Source organism: Kitasatospora sp. NPDC018058 (genome assembly GCF_044327205.1).
Taxonomy (GTDB): domain Bacteria; phylum Actinomycetota; class Actinomycetes; order Streptomycetales; family Streptomycetaceae; genus Kitasatospora.
On record NZ_JBIRFA010000037.1, the window covers coordinates 19,108 to 37,794 of the forward strand.

Below are 18,687 nucleotides of genomic sequence, written 5' to 3' on the forward strand. Positions count from 1 at the left end.
GTCAACAACAAAGTCGCCGTGTCCCGCCCACCCCGAATCCCGACCGCCCACCACCGACTCCCGACCACCCGCTGCCGGCTCCGGGCCGCCGACCCCCGTGCGGCGCCGAGGCTTTAGGCCCCGCCAAGGCCGCCGTTAGCCGCCCCTCCGACATTGATCCGGTTGGCTCCGCGCCCTTGTGCGCGCGGATCGCCGTGATCGCCGTCGCGACCAGTGGGGACTGAATCCATGGCTCCGTCTTCCGAGAAACTCGTTGAAGCCCTCCGTGCGTCGCTGCTGGAGAACGAACGCCTCCGGCGGGACAACCAGCAGCTCACCGAGGCCAGGGCCGAGCCGGTCGCCATCGTCGGCATGGCCTGCCGCTACCCCGGGGCGGTGAGCTCACCGGAGGAGCTGTGGGCCCTGGTGCACGGCGGCGTCGACGCGGTCGCCGGCTTCCCCGCCGACCGTGGCTGGGACGCGGCCGCGCTGTACGACCCGGACCCGGAGCAGACCGGCCGGACCTACGCCCGCGAAGGCGGTTTCCTCTACGACGCGGCCCGGTTCGACCCCGAGTTCTTCGGCATCTCGCCGCGCGAGGCGCTGGCGATGGACCCGCAGCAGCGGCTGCTGCTGGAGACCGCCTGGGAGAGCTTCGAACGCGCCCGCATCCGGCCGTCCACCCTGCGCGGCAGCCGCACCGGCGTCTTCACCGGGATCATGTACGGCGACTACGGCGCGCAGCTGTTCCACCGCACCCCCGACGGCTTCGAGGGGTACATCGGCACCGGCAGCGCCTTCAGCATCGCCTCCGGCCGGGTCGCCTACACCTTCGGGCTGGAGGGCCCGGCGGTGACCGTCGACACCGCCTGCTCCTCCTCCCTGGTGACGCTGCACCTGGCCTGCCAGTCGCTGCGTGAGGGCGAGTGCACCCTGGCACTGGCCGGCGGTGCGAGCGTGATGGCCACCCCGAGCACCTTCATCGAGTTCAGCCGCCAGCGCGGCCTGGCCCCCGACGGGCGCTGCAAGGCCTTCGCCGCCGCCGCCGACGGGGTCGGCTGGGGCGAGGGCGTCGGCATGCTGCTGCTGGAGCGGCTCTCCGACGCCGAGCGCAACGGCCACCCGGTGCTCGCGGTCATCCGCGGCAGCGCCGTCAACCAGGACGGCCGCAGCAGCCAGCTCACCGCGCCCAACGGGCCGGCCCAGCAGCGCGTGATCCGGGCCGCCCTCGCGGCCGCCCGGCTCACCGCGGCGGACGTCGACGCCGTCGAGGCGCACGGCACCGGGACCACGCTCGGCGACCCGATCGAGGCCCAGGCCCTGCTGGCCACCTACGGTCAGGCGCACAACACCGAACAGCCGCTCTGGCTCGGCTCGTTGAAGTCCAACATCGGCCACACCCAGGCCGCAGCCGGCGTCGGCGGTGTCATCAAGATGGTCCAGGCGATGCGCCACGGCGTGCTGCCCCGCACCCTCCACGTGGACGAGCCCACCCCACACGTCGACTGGGAGTCCGGCGCCGTCGAACTGCTCACCGAGGCCCGGCCGTGGCCCGAGACCGACCGCCCCCGCCGGGCCGCCGTCTCCTCCTTCGCGATCAACGGCACCAACGCCCACGTCATCCTCGAAGCCGCCCCGGAGCGCGCCGTCGAGCCGCGCCCCGCGGCCGCCGCGCCGGCCCTGCCCTGGGTGCTCTCCGCCCGGACCGAGCCGGCCCTGCGCGACCAGGCCGCCCGGCTCGCCGCCCAGCTGGACCGCCGGCCCGCCGACCCCGCCGACATCGCCCTCGCGCTCGCCACCACCCGTGACCAGCACCCGCACCGCGCGGTGGTCGTCGGCACGGACACCGCCGGGCTCCGCGCCGGACTGGACGCGCTGGCCGACGGCCGGGCCGTCGCGGGCCTGGTCCAGGGCGAGGCCGCCGAGCCCGGCCGGACCGTCCTGGTCTTCCCCGGCCAGGGCTCCCAGTGGGAGCGGATGGCCGTCGACCTGCTGGACTCCTCCGAGGTCTTCCGTGAGGCCATGGAGGCCTGCGCCAAGGCGCTGGCCGAGCACACCGACTGGTCGCTCATCGAGGTCCTGCGCGGCGCCCCGGACGCCCCCGGGCTGGAGCGGGTGGACGTCGTCCAGCCGGTGCTCTTCGCCGTCATGGTCTCGCTGGCCCGGCTCTGGGAGTCGCTGGGCGTGCGGGCCGACGCCGTGCTCGGGCACTCGCAGGGCGAGATCGCCGCCGCACACATCGCGGGCGCGCTCACCCTGGAGGACGCGGCCCGCGTCGTGGCCCTGCGCAGCAGGGCGATCACCGCACTGGCGGGCAGGGGCGGCATGGCCTCCATCGCGCTGCCGGCCCAGGAGGTGACCGAGCTGATCGGCGGGCGCGCCGACCGCGTCTCGGTCGCCGCCGTCAACGGGCCCCGCCACACCGTCGTCTCGGGCGACCCGGCGGCGCTCGACGAGCTGGTGGCCGAGTGCACCGCGCGCGGCGACCGGGCCCGGCTGATCCCGGTCGACTACTCCTCGCACTCCCCCCAGGTCGAGGGGATCCGCGCCGAACTTCTCGCCGAGCTCCGCGGCATCGCGCCGCGCTCCGCCGCGACCGTGTTCTGCTCCACGGTCACCGCCGGGCCGCTGGACACCGGCGCTCTGGACGCCGACTACTGGTACACCAACCTGCGCGAGACCGTCCGCTTCGAGGCGGCCGTGCGCCACCTCGCCGGGACCGGCCACACCACCTTCATCGAGGTGAGCCCGCACGCCGTACTGCTCCCCGGCATCCAGGAGACGCTGGAGGACGCCCTCGGCGCCGACGCGACCGGCGCCCTGGTGACCGGCACGCTCCGGCGCGACGAGGACGGCTGGACCCAGCTGCTCACCTCGCTCGCCCGGCTGCACACCCACGGCCACCCGGTGGACTGGTCGGCCCGCCTGGCCGGCGCCCCGGCCGAGCCCGCCGATCTGCCGACCTACGCCTTCCAGCGCAGCCACCTGTGGCTGCTCCCCGCCGCCGGCGGCGATCCGCGCACCGACGGCCTGCGGGCCACCGGCCACCCGCTGCTCGGCGGCGCGGTGCACCTGGCGTCCGGCGGGGGCCGGGTCTGGACCGGCCGCGTCGGTCTCGGCGAGCAGCCCTGGCTGGCCGAGCACCGGGTGCTGGGCTCCGTCGTCCTGCCCGGCGCGGCGATCGCCGACCTCGCGCTGCGGATCGCCGCCGAGGCCGGCTGCGCGGAGGTCACGGAACTGGTGCTGAGCGCGCCGGTCGTCCTCCCCGAGGAGGACGGGCTCTGGCTCCAGGCGATCGTCGACGGCCCGGACGACACCGGGGCGCGCGCACTGAGCCTGTACTCCCGCCCGGCCGCCGCCGACAAGGACGAGGAGGAGGACGAGCCCTCCTGGACCCCGCACGCCACCGGACGGCTGACCGCCGCGTCCGACCCCGACCGGCCCGCCGCGCCCGCCGCCTGGCCGCCGGCCGGCGCCGCCGAGCTGGACGCGGCCGGCCTCTACGAGCAACTGGCCGCCGCCGGTCTGGAGTACGGCCCGCTGTTCCAGGGGGTCCAGGCCGCCTGGCGGGCGGGTGACGCCGTCCACGCCGAGGTGACGCTCCCCGACGACGCCGACGTCACCGGCTACGGCGTCCACCCGGCCCTGCTGGACGCCTGCCTGCACCCGATCGCCCTGCTCGGCGCGCCCGGCGAGCCCCATCTGCCGTTCTCCTGGCAGGGGTTGACGCTGCACCGGGCCGGCGCGCACCGGCTGCGGGTCAGCGTCGAGTCGACCGGGGAGCAGACCGCCCGGCTCACCGTCACGGACGAGGAGGGCGCCCCGGTGCTCGACCTCGCCGAGCTGACGCTGCGCCGGATCGCCGCCGACCAGCTCGCCGGCGCCCGCCGGGACGGCGGCGTCGACGCGCTGTTCACCGTCGAGTGGCCCGCGATCACGGCGCCGGCCGACCCGCCGGCCCGGACCTGGCTGGTGCTGGGCGGTCCGGCGGCCGACCCGGTGGCCGGCGAGCTGGCCGACGCGGGCCTGACGGCCCGGTCGGCGACCCTCGACGAGGTGACCGGGGCCGACGTCCTGACGGTGCCCGTCCCGCCCTCGGCCGGCGGCGAGGTCCGCGGCGCCGTCGAACCGGTCCTCGCCCTGGTGCGCGACTTCCTGGACCGCGACCTGCCGTCCGACACCCGGTTCACCGTGCTCACCCGCGGCGCGGTCACCACCGAACCGGACGGCGACGTCACGGACCTCGGCGGCGCGGCGGTCTGGGGTCTGATCCGCTCGGCGCAGACCGAGAACCCCGGCCGGTTCCTGCTGATCGACACCGACGGCCGGCCCGAATCGCTCCGCGCCCTGCCCGCCGCCGTCGCCAGCGGCGAAGCTCAACTCGCCATCCGCAATGGCGAGTTGGCGGCACCCCGACTCGCCCGGCCGGACACCGTGCTCACCCCGCGCACCGACACCGGCGCCTGGTACCTGGGCACCACCGGCACCGGCACCCTGGCCGACCTGGCCCTGCTGGCCGACCCGGAGGCGGACCGCCCGCTCGGGCCGGGCGAGGTCCGGGTCGAGGTGCACTGCGCCGGTCTGAACTTCCGCGACATCATGCTCTCGCTGGGCCTGGTGACCACCGACGTGCGCCGGCTCGGGGGCGAGATCGCCGGGATCGTGCTGGCCGTCGGCCCGGACGTCACCGGGCTGGCGCCGGGCGACCGGGTGATGGGCCTGACCGCCGGCACCGGGCCGACCGTGGTCACCGACCGACGGCTGCTCACCCTCGTACCGCAGGGCTGGTCCTTCGCCGAGGCCGCGACCGTACCGGTCGCCTTCGCCACCGCCTACTACGGCCTTCGCGACCTCGCCCGGGTCACCGCGGGCGAGAGCCTGCTGGTGCACGCCGCCTCCGGCGGGGTCGGCATGGCGGCCCTCCAACTCGCCCGCCACTGGGGCGTCGAGGTGTACGGCACGGCCAGCTCCGGCAAGTGGCCGGTCCTGCGCGAGCAGGGGCTGGACGAGGCGCACCTCGCCTCCTCCCGCGACCTCGACTTCGAGGAGCACTTCCGGACCGCCACCGGCGGGAAGGGCGTCGACGTCGTCCTCAACTCGCTGGCCCGCGAGTTCGTGGACGCCTCGCTGCGGCTGCTGGCCGACGGCGGCCGGTTCATCGAGATGGGCAAGACCGACATCCGCGACCCGGAGGAGGTCGCCGCGGCCCACCCCGGCGTCTGGTACCGGGCGTTCGACGTCCTCGACACCGCCGGCGCCGACCGGGTCCAGGAGATCCTCGAAGAGCTGACCGCCCTGTGCGAACGCGGCGTGCTGAGCCCGCTGCCGATCACCTCCTGGGACGTCCACCGGGCGCCCGAGGCGTTCCGCCATCTCAGCCAGGCCCGGCACGTCGGCAAGGTCGTGCTCGACCTGCGACCCGGCCTCGACCCGGACGGCACCGCGCTGATCACCGGCGGCACCGGGCTGCTCGGCGGGCTGGTCGCCCGTCATCTGGTCACCGTCCACGGCGTACGCCACCTGGTGCTGCTCAGCCGCAGCGGCCCGGCCGCCGAGGGCGCCGGCGAACTGGCCGCCGAACTGAGCCGGCTGGGCGCCGAGGTCACCGTCACCGCCTGTGACACCGCCGACCGCGCGGCGCTCGAAGCGGTGCTGGCCGACGTCCCCGCCGCGCACCCGCTGACCGCCGTGGTGCACGCCGCCGGCGTACTCGACGACGGCGTCGTCCAGTCGCTCACCCCGGAGCGCCTGGACAAGGTCCTGCGGCCCAAGACCGACGCGGCCTGGAACCTGCACGAGCTGACCCGCGACACCGGGCTGCACGCCTTCGTCCTGTTCTCCTCGATCGCGGGCACGGTGGGCGGGGCCGGCCAGGCCGGCTACGCCGCCGCCAACGCCTACCTCGACGCGCTCGCCCGGCACCGCCGGGCCCGGGGGCTGGCGGCGGTCTCGGTGCCGTGGGGCTACTGGGACCAGGCCAGCGGCATGACCGGCCACCTCGACGCCCAGGACATCCAGCGGATGACCCGCAGCGGTCTCATCCCGCTGGGCTCCGCCCAGGGCCTCACCCTCCTCGACACCGCGCTCGGCGCCGACCTGCCGGTCCTGGTGGCCGCCCCGCTGGACACCGCGGCCATGCGCGGCATCGCGGGCGGCGGCCTGCCGCCGGTGCTGGCCGACCTCGTGCCGGCGGCGCTGCGCCGCCGTACCCCGAGCGGGCGCGGCGGCGGCGCGGCGGGCGGCGCCGCGGACCTCGTCCGCCGGCTGGCCGCCGTGGCCGAGGGCGAACGGGAGCAGCTGGTCCTGGACCTGGTGCTGGACCAGGTGGCGGCGGTGCTCGGGCACGGCTCGCGCGAACGGATCGCGGCCCACCGGGCGCTCAAGGAGCTGGGCTTCGACTCGCTCTCCGCCCTGGAGCTGCGCAACCGGCTCAACGCGGCCACCGGCCTCAAGCTCGCCCCGACCCTGGTCTTCGACCACCCCACCCCGAGTGCGCTCGCCCAGCAGCTGCTGACCCGGCTCACCCCGGATCCCGACGCCGCCGTCCGCTCCGCGCTGGCGGAGATCGAACGGCTGAACCAGCGGATCGCCGAGGCGGCCGTGGGCCCCGCGCTGCGCGAGGACATCGCCCAGCGGATCCGGGACCTGCAGTGGCGGTGGGACGACGACCGGCTTCCGGTCCAGGGGGCCGACGACCTCGACGCGGCCTCCGACCGCGAGCTGTTCGAGGCACTCGACATCGAACTCGGCACGGCCTGACCGGTGCCGGAGCATCCCATCGAGCAGAAAGGTCAACTCCGCACCGTGGACGACGCCGTGAACGAGACCGGGCCGCAGGCCGACGACGCCGGCAGCCAGGAGAGGCTCCGCGACTACCTCAAGCGCGCGACCACCAGCCTGCGCCAGACCCGCCAGCGCCTGCACGACCTGGAGTCGCGCGAGCACGAGCCGATCGCCGTCGTCGGCATGGCCTGCCGCTACCCCGGCGGCGTCCGGTCGCCCGAGGACCTCTGGCGACTGGTCAGCTCCGGCACCGACGCGGTCGGCGACTTCCCCGAGGACCGGGGCTGGCACCAGGACTCCCTCTACGACCCCGACCCCGAGGCGCACGGCAAGAGCTACGTGACCAAGGGCGCCTTCCTGTACGACGCTCCCGACTTCGACGCCGGCTTCCACGGGATGAGCGGCCGGGAGGCCGGCGCGACCGACCCCCAGCAGCGTGTGCTGCTGGAGGTCGCCTGGGAGGCGCTGGAGCGGGCGGCGATCCAGCCGGAGTCGCTGCACGGCAGTGACACCGGGGTGTTCACCGGGGTGATCGGGCAGGAGTACGGCGCCCACGCCGACGCCCCCGAGCTGGAGGGCTTCTTCCTCACCGGCAACACCACTAGCGTCGCCTCCGGCCGGATCGCCTACACCCTGGGCCTGGAGGGCCCCGCGGTGACCCTCGACACCGCCTGCTCGTCCTCCCTGGTGGCGATCCACCTGGCCGTCCAGTCGCTGCGGCGCGGCGAGTGCGCGCTCGCGCTGGCCGGCGGGGCGACCGTGATGGCCAGCCCCCGGGTGTTCGTGGAGTTCAGCCGCCAGCGCGGGCTCGCCCCGGACGGCCGCTGCAAGTCCTTCGCCGCCGCGGCGGACGGGACGGGCTGGGGCGAGGGCGCCGGACTGGTGGTGCTGGAGCGGCTCTCCGACGCGGTGCGCGGCGGCCGGCGGATCCTGGCCGTGATCCCGGGCTCCGCCGTCAACCAGGACGGCGCCAGCAACGGCCTCACCGCCCCGAACGGCCTCGCCCAGCAGCGGGTGATCCGCCAGGCCCTGCGCGCCGCCCGGCTCTCGCCGGTGGACGTCGACGCGGTCGAGGCGCACGGCACCGGCACCTCGCTCGGCGACCCCATCGAGGCCCAGGCGCTGATCGCCGCGTACGGGCAGAACCGGCCGGCGGACCGGCCGCTGCGGCTGGGCTCGATCAAGTCCAACATCGGGCACACCCAGGCCGCCGCGGGCATCGCCGGGCTGATCAAGATGGTGATGGCGCTGCGGCACGAGCAGCTGCCGGCCACCCTGCACGTCGACGAGCCGTCCCCGCACGTGGACTGGACGGCGGGCGCGGTCACCCTGCTGAGCCGGCCCGAACCGTGGCCGGCCGGCGACCGGCCGCGCAGCGCCGGCGTGTCCTCGTTCGGGATCAGCGGGACCAACGCGCACCTGATCGTCCAGGAGCCGCCGACCGCGACCGCCGTCGACCCGTCCGACCCGTCCGACCCGTCCGACCCGTCCGACCCGTCCCACCCGTCCGGCCAGGCCACCAGCTCCACCGTCCCGGCCGACTCCCCCGCCTCGGCCGACTCCGTCCCGCCCGCCGACGGGCTGCCGCTGCTGGTGTCCGCGCGCAGCGAGCCCGCGCTGCGCGCCCAGGCCGCGCAGCTGCACGCCTTCCTGACGGCCGTCCCGGAGCCGGACCCGGTCGCGGTCGCCCACGCACTGGCGCTCACCCGCAGCCACCACCCGGTCCGGGCCGCGGTCACCGCACCGGACCGGGACGGGCTGCTGGAGGCGCTGGACGCGCTCGCCCGCGGCGAGTCCGCGGCCGGGCTGCTCGCCCCGGGCGGGCGGCGCGGCCGGCTGGCCTTCCTGTTCACCGGCCAGGGTGCGCAACGCCCGGGCATGGGAAGGGAGTTGTACGAGCGCTACCCGGCCTTCCGGGCGGCCTTCGACGAGATCTGCGGCCGCCTGGACCAGCCGCTGAAGGACATCGTGTTCGCCGCCGAGGGGACGGCGCAGGCCGCCCTGCTCGACCGCACCGAGCACACCCAGACCGCCCTGTTCACCGTCGAGGTCGCCCTCTACCGCCTGTTGGAGTCCTGGGGGCTGGCGCCCGACCATGTGATCGGGCACTCGATCGGCGAGCTCGCCGCGGCCCACGTCGCCGGCGTGTTGTCGGTCGAGGACGCCTGCACCCTGGTGCAGGCCCGCGGCCGGCTGATGCAGGCGGCCCGGCCGGGTGGTGCGATGACCGCCGTCCAGGCCGCCGAGGACGAGGTCGCCCCGCTGGTCGCCGAGCATCCGGCCGAGGTGGCGATCGCCGCCGTCAACGGCCCGCGTGCCGTCGTCGTCTCGGGCGACGGGGCCGCGGTGGAGCGGATCGCCGCGCACTTCGCCTCGCTCGGGCGCAAGACCCGCCGGCTGACGGTCAGCCACGCCTTCCACTCCCCCCACATGGACGAGGTGCTGGCGGACTTCCGCCAGGTCGCCGAGGGCCTGGAGTACCGGTCGCCGCGCATCCCGGTGATCTCCAACCTCACCGGCCGCCCGGCCGACGAGGAGCTGCGCTCGGCCGGGTACTGGACCGAGCACGTCCGGCAGGCGGTCCGCTTCCGGGACGGCGTACGGCAGTTGCGCGACCTCGGCGTGACCGCCTTCCTGGAGATCGGGCCGGACAGCACGCTGACCGCGATGGCCGAGCAGTGCCTGGCCGAGGACGGCGACGGGGCCGACGGCGACGCCGTGTTCATCGCCCCGCTGCGGCGCGGGCGTCCGGAGCCGCGGAGCGTCCTCGCGGCGGCCGCCGAGGCGCACCTGCTGGGCCGCGACCTCGACTGGTCGGCGGTGCTGGCCGGCACCCCCGCACCCGAACTCGACCTGCCCACCTACCCGTTCCAGCGCCGCCGCTTCTGGCTGGACAGCGCCGGGGCCGGCGACGCCGGGGCCCTCGGGCAGAGCCCGGTCGGGCACCCGTTGCTCGACGCCGCCGTCCAACTCCCGGACGGCGGGCAGCTGTTCACCGCCCGGCTGACCCTCGCCGGGCAGCCGTGGCTGGCCGACCACCGGGTGGTCGGCACGGTCCTGCTGCCCGGGACGGGCTTCCTGGAGCTGGCCCTGGAGGCCACCGCGCGCTGCGGCCTGGCCGGCGTCGAGGAGCTCACCCTGCACAGCCCGCTGCCGCTGACCGGCCACGACGCGGTCCAGCTGCGCCTCCAGGTGGCCCCCGAGGGCGAGGGCGGAACGCGGGCGCTGACCGTCCACTCACGCCCCGAGGCGACCGCGCCCGACGGCGAGTGGACCCACCACGCCACCGGCTCGCTCACCGCCGAGGACGGCGGCCCGCAGTCGCCGGCACCCGCCGAATGGCCCCCGGCCGACGCCACCGCCGTCCCGGTCGAAGGCCTCTACGAGGACCTCGACGCGCTCGGTCTCGGCTACGGCCCGGTGTTCCGGGGCCTGCACGCGGTCTGGCGCTCCGGCGCCGACCTCCTCGCCGAGGTCGCGCTCCCCGAGGGCACGGCCGGCGCGCCGTACCGGCTGCACCCGGCCCTGCTGGACGCCGCCCTGCACGCGCTGCTGTTCAGCGGCCCGGACGGCCGGGTCGAACTCGACCGGGTCCGGCTGCCGTTCTCCTGGAGCGGCATCGCCCTGCGGGCCACCGGCGCCGACGTGCTCCGCGTGCGGCTCAGCCCCCGGGCGGACGCGGGGAGCGGCACCTTCGCCCTGGACCTGTTCGACCGGGACGGCGAACCGGTCGGCGCCGTCGCGGCGCTCACCCTGCGGGCCCTCGACCCCGCGGCGCTCGCCGCCGCCCCCGCCCGCCGGGACCCGCTGTACCGGCTCGGCTGGACCCAGCTCCCGACCTCCGGAGCGGCCTCTGCGGCGGCCTCCGCGACGGCCTCCGAGACCGAGCCCGCACCGGCCCCGGTGGTCACCGGGGCGGCCGGACTGGCCGAGCTCGCCGAGACCGTCCGCTCCGGCGCCGACGCCCCCGAGCTGATCGTCCTCGACACCACCGGCTCGGCCGACCCCGCCGAGTCCGTCCCGGCCCGCACCCACCGGGCCACCGCCGAACTGCTCGCCGTCCTGCAGGACTTCCTCGGCGACTCCGCGCTGGAAGGCAGCCGCCTCGCGGTGGCCACCCGCCGGGCGGTCGCCGCGCTGCCCGAGGACCCGGCCGTCGATCCGGCCGGCGCCGCGCTCTGGGGCCTGGCGCGGGTGGCGCAGTCGGAGAACCCCGGCCGCGTCCTGCTGGCCGACCACGACGGCCGCGAGCCGGTCGAGACCGCGCTCCCGGCCGCGCTCGCGGGCGGCGAGAACCAGCTGGCCCTGCGGGCCGGCGCCCGGTACGTCCCCCGGCTGGCCGCCGAGCCGGACGCCCCGGTCCGGCTGCCGGACGACCCGGGCACGCCCTGGCGGCTGGAGGTCGCCGAGGGCGGCACGCTGGACGGGCTGACGGCGGTCACCGACACCGCGCCGGACGAGCCGCTCGGCCCCGGCCAGGTCCGGGTCGCCGTCCGGGCGGCCGGGATGAACTTCCGCGACGTGCTGGTCGCGCTCGGCATGTACCCGGGCCGGGCGTCCATCGGCGGCGAGGCCGCCGGCGTCGTCACCGCGACCGGGCCCGGGGTCACCGGGCTGCGGGTCGGCGACCGGGTGATGGGCCTCTTCGACGGCGCGATCGCCTCCCGCGCGGTGACCGACCAGCGGCTGCTGGCGCGCGTCCCGGCCGGCTGGTCCTTCGCCCAGGCCGCCACCACCCCGGTGGTGTTCCTGACCGCCTACTACGGGCTGCGCGACCTCGCCGACCTGCGCCCGGGCGAACGGCTGCTGGTGCACTCCGCGGCCGGTGGCGTCGGCCTGGCCGCACTCCAGCTGGCCAGGCACTGGCGGGCCGAGGTGTTCGGCACCGCGAGCCCGGGCAAGTGGCACGCGCTGCGCGAACTCGGCCTGGACGACGACCACCTGGCCTCCTCCCGGACCCTCGACTTCGAGGCGCACTTCACCGCCGCGACCGACGGCGCCGGCGTCGACGTCGTCCTGGACTCGCTGGCCCGCGAGTTCGTCGACGCCTCGCTGCGGCTGCTGCCGCGCGGCGGCCGGTTCCTGGAGATGGGCAAGACCGACATCCGCGACGCCGACCGGGTCGCCGAGGCGCACCCGGGGGTCGCCTACCGCGCCTTCGACATGACCGAGGCCGGACCGGACCGGATCCAGGAGATGCTCGGCGACCTGCAGGAGCTCTTCGAGCGCGGGGTGCTCACCCCCCTGCCGGTCACCGCCTTCGACGTCCGGCACGCCCCCGAGGCCTTCCGGCACCTTCAACAGGCCCGCCACATCGGCAAGGTGGCGCTGACCGTCCCGCAGCCGCTCGACCGGGACGGGACCGTCCTGGTCACCGGTGGCACCGGAACCCTCGGCGCGCTCGCCGCCCGGCACCTGGTGACCGTCCACGGCGCGCGTCACCTGGTGCTCGCCGGGCGCAGCGGCGCGGCCGCTCCCGGTGCGGCCGACCTGGCCGCCGAACTCACCGCGCTGGGCGCGACGGTGACCCTTGCCGCCTGCGACGCGGCCGACCCGGCGGCGCTGGCCGAACTGCTCGCCGCGGTGCCCGCGGAGCACCCGGTGACCGCCGTCGTGCACTGCGCGGGCACCCTGGACGACGCCACCGTGCCCGCGCTGACCGCCGAGCGGCTGTCGACGGTGCTGCGCCCCAAGGTGGACGCCGCCTGGAACCTGCACCATCGGACGGCCGACCTGGACCTGGCCGCGTTCGTGCTCTATTCCTCGGTGGCCGGTGTGCTCGGGAACCCGGGCCAGGCCAACTACGCCGCGGGCAACACCTTCCTGGACGCCCTCGCCGAACACCGGCGCGCCCTCGGGCTGCCCGCCGTCTCGCTCGCCTGGGGTCTGTGGGACCCGTCCGCCGGGATGGCCGGCACCCTCGACGGCCAGGAGCGCAAGCGGATCGAACGCTCCGGCCTGCTCGCACTGGACGCGGCCACCGGGATGGAGCTGTTCGACCGTGCGCTCGGCGCCGGCCGCCCGACGGTGGTCCCGGCTCTGCTCGACCTGCCGGTCCTGCGTCGGATGGCCGCCGACACGGCGCCGCTGCCCGCCGTGCTGGGCCCGGTGCTCGGCCCGGCCCGGCCGCGCGCCTCCGCGCCGGCGCCCGGCGCCTCCCAGGTGGCGCGCAAGGTCGCGGGCCTCGACGACGCGGACGCCACCGGCGTGCTGCTGGACCTGCTGCACCGTCAGATCGCGGCCGTCCTCGGCAACGACCCGTCCGAACCGGTCGACCCGGCGCAGCCGTTCAAGGACCTCGGCTTCGACTCGCTGACCGCCGTCGAACTGCGCAACGTGCTCGGCCGCGCCAGCGGCCTGCGGCTGCCGGCGACCCTGCTGTTCGACTACCCCACCCCGGCCGAGCTGGCCGCCGAGCTGCTCTCCCGGCTGCGCGGCGCCCCGCAGGCCGCCCCCGCCACCGCGCCGACCGGGCCGGCGGCCGTGCCGGACGAGCCGATCGCCATCGTCGGGATGGGCTGCCGCTTCCCCGGTGGGGCGGACTCGCCCGAGGGGCTCTGGCGGGTGGCCGCCGAGGGGATCGACACGATCGCCGACTACCCGGGCGGCCGGGGCTGGAACCTGGACGAGCTGTACGACCCGGAGCCGGGCAAGGCCGGGCGCGCCTACGTGCGCCAGGGCGGCTTCCTGCTCGACGCGGCCGGCTTCGACGCCGACTTCTTCGGGATCAGCCCGCGCGAGGCGGAGGCCATGGACCCGCAGCAGCGGCTGCTGCTGGAGGTGTCCTGGGAGACCCTGGAGCACGCCGGGATCCGGCCCAGCACCCTGCGCGGCAGCCAGGTCGGCGTGTTCGCCGGCGTGGCCGCCCAGGAGTACGGGGCCGGGTCCGCCACCACCCAGGAGGCGGTGGCCGGCTACGTGCTGACCGGCTCGACCACCAGCGTCGCCTCGGGCCGGATCGCGTACACCCTCGGGCTGGAGGGCCCGGCCGTCACCGTGGACACCGCGTGCTCGTCCTCGCTGGTCGCGGCGCACCTGGCGGTGCAGTCGCTGCGCAGCGGCGAGTGCACCATGGCGCTCGCCGGCGGCACGACCATCATGGCCACCCCGGGGATCTTCCTGGAGTTCAGCCGGCAGCGCGGGATGGCGCCCGACGGCCGGTGCAAGCCCTTCGCGGGCGCCGCGGACGGCACCGGCTGGGGTGAGGGCGTCGGCATGATGCTGCTGGAGCGGCTCTCCGACGCCCGGGCCAACGGGCACGAGGTCCTGGCAGTGATCCGCGGTTCGGCGGTCAACCAGGACGGTGCCAGCAACGGCCTCACCGCGCCCAACGGCCCCTCCCAGCAGCGGGTCATCCGGGCCGCGCTGGCCTCCGCCGGGCTGACCCCGGCGGACGTGGACGCGGTCGAGGCGCACGGCACCGGCACCGTGCTGGGCGACCCGATCGAGGCCCAGGCCCTGCTCGCCACCTACGGACAGGACCGCCCGGCCGACCGGCCGCTGCTGCTCGGCTCGATCAAGTCCAACATCGGGCACACCCAGGCCGCCGCCGGCATCGCCGGGATCATCAAGATGGTGCAGGCGCTGCGCCACGGCGAACTGCCGCGCACCCTGCACATCGACGAACCCAGCCCGCACGTCAGCTGGTCGGCCGGCGCCGTCCGACTGCTGAGCGAGAACACGCCGTGGCCGGAGACCGGCCGCCCCCGGCGGGCCGGCGTCTCCTCCTTCGGTATCAGCGGCACCAACGCCCACCTGATCCTGGAGGCCGCCCCCGCACCGGCTGCGGCTCCCGAACCCGGGACCGCCGACCACGCGCCCGCGGTGCTGCCGCTGGTACTGTCCGCCCGGGACGGCCTGGCCCTGCGCGAGCAGGCCGCCGGGCTCGCCGAGCTGCTGGCCGCCGAGCCCGCACCCGCCCCGGCCGACCTGGGCTTCTCGCTGGTCACCACGCGCGACCAGCACCCGCACCGGGCCGTGGTGATCGGCGCCGACCCGGCCGAACTGCGCGACGGCCTGTCCGCGCTGGCGCGCGGGGAGCAGGCCCCCGGGCTGGTCGAGGGCGTGGCCGGCACGCCCGGCAAGGTGGCCTTCGTCTTCCCCGGGCAGGGCGCCCAGTGGGAGGGCATGGCCCGCGAGTTGCTGGAGACCTCGCCGGTCTTCCGGGAGAGCATCCGGGCCTGCGCCGACGCGCTGGGCCGCCACACCGACTGGTCGCTGCTGGACGTCCTGCTCGGACGGCCCGACGCGCCGCCGCTGGACCGCGTCGACGCGGTGCAGCCGGCGCTGTTCGCGGTGATGGTCTCGCTGGCGCGGCTCTGGCAGGCCGCCGGCGTGCGCCCGGACGCCGTGGTCGGCCACTCCCAGGGGGAGATCGCGGCCGCGCACATCGCCGGCGCGCTCGACCTGGACGACGCCGCCCGGGTGGTCGCACTGCGCAGCCGGGCCCTGACCGAGCTGGCCGGCACCGGGGCGATGGCCAGCATCCCGCTGCCGGCCGACGAGGTGAGCGCGCGGCTGGCGGCCTTCGGCGGCGACCTGACGGTGGCCGTGTGCAACGGCCCGGCGGCCACCGTCGTGGCCGGCGCCCCGCAGGACGTCGAGCGCTTCGTCCAGCAATGCCGGGACGAGGACCTGCGGGCCCGCACCATCCCGGTCGACTACGCCTCGCACACCCCGCACGTCGAGGCGATCCGGGAGCGGCTGCTCGCCGAGCTCGACGGGCTGTCGCCCCGGGCCGCGGACATCCCGCTCTACTCCACCCTCACCGGTGAGCCGCTGGACACCACCCGGATGACGGCCGACTACTGGTACGAGAACCTGCGCCGGCCCGTCCGCTTCGACCAGGCCGTGTCCGCGCTGGCCGGCGCGCAGTTCCGCTCCTTCGTCGAGACGAGCCCGCACCCGGTGCTCACCGTCGCGACGGAGGCGATCCTGGACGGCACCGGCACCGTCATCCCCACCCTGCGGCGGGACGACGGCGGGCTGCGGCGCTTCCTCACCTCGCTCGCCGGCGCCCACACGGCCGGGGTCGCGGTGGCCTGGGAGCGGTCGTTCGAGGCGGCCCGGCCGCGCCGGATCGAGCTGCCGGCCTACCCGTTCCAGCACCGGTCGTACTGGCTGCGCCCGCAGACCCGGAGCAGTGCCGCGGGCGTCGGGCTGGCCGCCACCGGGCACCCGCTGCTCGGCTCGGGCACCACGCTGCCCGGCGGCGCCCGGCTGCTGACCGCACGGGTGTCGCTCGCCGACCACCCCTGGCTCGCGGACCACGCGGTGCACGAGACGGTCCTGCTGCCCGGTACGGCCTTCGTCGACCTCGCGCTGCACGCGGCCGCCCAGAGCGACTGCGACACCGTCGAGGAGCTGACCCTGCACGCCCCCGTGGTGCTGCCGGAGCGCGGCGCCGTCCTGCTCCAGGCCATGGTCGGCGAGCCCGACCCGGACGGCCGCCGCTCGTTCACGCTGCACTCGCGCCCGGCGGAGGAGGAGCCGGACGGCGAGTGGGTGCGCCACGCCACCGGCGTCCTGGCCCGCGCCGAGACGCCCGTGCCGGCGGAGCCGGCCGAGTTGGCGGCGTCGGCCGAGCCGGGCGGGGCCTGGCCGCCGGCCGGCGCCACCGCGCTGGACCTGTCGGCCTTCTACCCCGCGCTGGCCGACACCGGCCTCGGCTACGGCCCCGCCTTCCAGGGCGTCCAGGCCGTCTGGCGGGACGAGGCCGGTGTCTACGCGGAGGTCGCGGTGGAGGAGGGGCTCGCGGTGAGCGGCTTCGTCCTGCACCCGGCACTGCTGGACGCGGCGCTCCATCCGGCCACCGTCTGGTCCGAGGGGCCGGGCGAGGTGCGGCTGCCGTTCGCCTGGAGCGGCGTGCGCACCTGGGCCGCCGAACCCCGGCGGCTGCGGGTGCGGCTGACGGCGAGCGGACCGGAGACCGTGGCACTGCGGCTCGCCGACGAGCACGGAACCCCGGTCGCCGAGGTCGGCGAACTGGCGCTGCGCCCGGTCTCCGCCGAGGTGCTGGGCACCCTGCGCGCGGGCGCCGGACAGCCGCTGATGCGGCTGGAATGGGCCGCGCCGTCGGCCGCGACCGCCCGCCCGGTGTCCGGGCCCTGGCTGGTGGCCGGCTCCCCGGTGCTGACCGAGGCCCTGCTCGCCGCCGGGGTCGAGGCCGCGGACTGCGCCCCGGCGCCCGCCGCCGAGGGCGGCCCGGCCGAGCGGGCACGGGCCCTGCCGGCCTGGGCGCTCACGGTGGTCCAGGAGTTCCTGGCCGACCCGGAGGCGGCCGAGCGGCGCCTGGTGCTGGCCACCCGCGGAGCCGTGGCCGCCGCCGCCGGCGAGCGGCCCGACCCGGCCGCCGCCACGCTCTGGGGCCTGCTGCGCTCGGCCCAGTCGGAGAACCCCGACCGGCTGGCCCTGCTCGACCTGGACGACGACCCGCGCTCACTGCGCGCCGCCCCGGCCGCCCTGGCCACCGGCGAGCCCCAACTCGCCCTGCGCGCGGGCACGGTGACCGTCCCCCGGCTGGCCGCCGAGCCGGCCACCGCCGGCGGTCGGCCGGTCCTCCCGGCCGACGGCACGGTGCTCGTCACCGGCGGCACCGGCGTGCTGGGCGGTGTCCTCGCCCGGCATCTGGTCAGCGCGTACGGGGTGCGGCACCTGCTGCTCACCAGCCGGCAGGGCCGGACGGCCGCCGGGGCCGAAGAGCTGGTCGCCGAACTCACCGCGCTGGGCGCCGAGGTGACCGTCGAGTCCTGCGACACCGCCGACCGCGCGGCGCTCGCCGCCCTGCTCGGGGGCATCGCGCCCGACCGGCCGCTGTCCGCCGTCTTCCACGCGGCCGGGGTGCTGCGGGACGCGACCGTCCCCTCGCTCACCCCGGAGCACCTGACGGCCGTACTGCGGCCGAAGGCCGACGCGGCCTGGCACCTGCACGAGTTGACGGCCGACCTGCCGCTGACCGCGTTCGTGCTCTACTCCTCGGCCGCCGGGGTGCTGGGCGCCCCCGGACAGGCCAACTACGCGGCGGCCAACGCCTTCCTGGACGCCCTGGCCGAACACCGGCACGCCCTCGGGCTGCCCGCCACCTCGGTGGCCTGGGGCCTGTGGGCGGAGGCCAGCGGGCTGACCACCGGCGTCGAGTCGGCGCGGGTGGAGCGCGGCGGTCTGAGCGCGATGACCACCGCCGCGGCGCTGGAGCTGCTCGACGCCGCGCTGGCGGGCCCCCTGCCCGCGCCCGTCGCCGCCCGGCTCAACCTGCCGGCGCTGCGCCGCCGGGCGACCGACGGCACGCTGCCGCCGGTGCTGCGCGGCCTGGTACGGGTGCCCGCCCGACGGGCCGGCGCCGTGGACAGCGCCGCCCTGCGGGCCCGGCTGGCCGGGCTGGAGGCCGCGGGGCAGCAGAAGCTGCTGCTGGACACGGTGCGCACCACCATGGCCGCCGTACTCGGCCACGCCAAGCCGGACGCGATCGCCCCGGACCGGTCCTTCCTGGAGCTGGGCTTCGACTCGCTGACCGGCGTGGAGTTCCGCAACCGGCTGGCGGCGGCGACCGGTCTGCGGCTGCCCGCCGCGCTGGTCTTCGACCGCCCGAACGCCGCCGCGGTCGCCGAATACCTGCTGCGGAACCTGGTGGACGCGGCCGACCCGGCCGAGCAGGTGCTGACGGAGCTGGCGCGGCTGGAGGCCGCCCTGCTGGCGCTGCCGGACCGGGACCGCGAGCGGGGCAGGGTCACCGCCCGGCTCCAGCGGCTGCTGGACCGCTGGCACGGGACCGCGGACGACCCCGCCCAGGCGGTCGCCGAACGCATCGGCGACGCCAGCGTGGACGAGGTCTTCGACTTCATCGACCGGGAACTCGGCAGGGCCACGACGTGACGGAGGAGCGAACAGCGATGGCGAACGAGGAGAAACTCGTCGAGTACCTCAAGT

The 18,687-nt window shown here is 76.7% G+C and carries 2 protein-coding genes; both read left to right on the forward strand.

Translation table 11 applies throughout. The features are described from left to right. Nucleotides 1-213: 213 nt before the first annotated feature. On the forward strand, nt 214-6,738 hold the full coding sequence (locus tag ACH4E7_RS35285) for an SDR family NAD(P)-dependent oxidoreductase (RefSeq protein ID WP_396253256.1): 6,525 nt from the start codon (nt 214-216) through the stop codon (nt 6,736-6,738). A gap of 3 nt (nt 6,739-6,741) precedes the next feature. Beyond that, entirely contained in the window at nt 6,742-18,633 is an 11,892-nt protein-coding gene (locus tag ACH4E7_RS35290; RefSeq protein ID WP_396253257.1) for an SDR family NAD(P)-dependent oxidoreductase, read from the forward strand. Nucleotides 18,634-18,687: the final 54 nt, after the last annotated feature.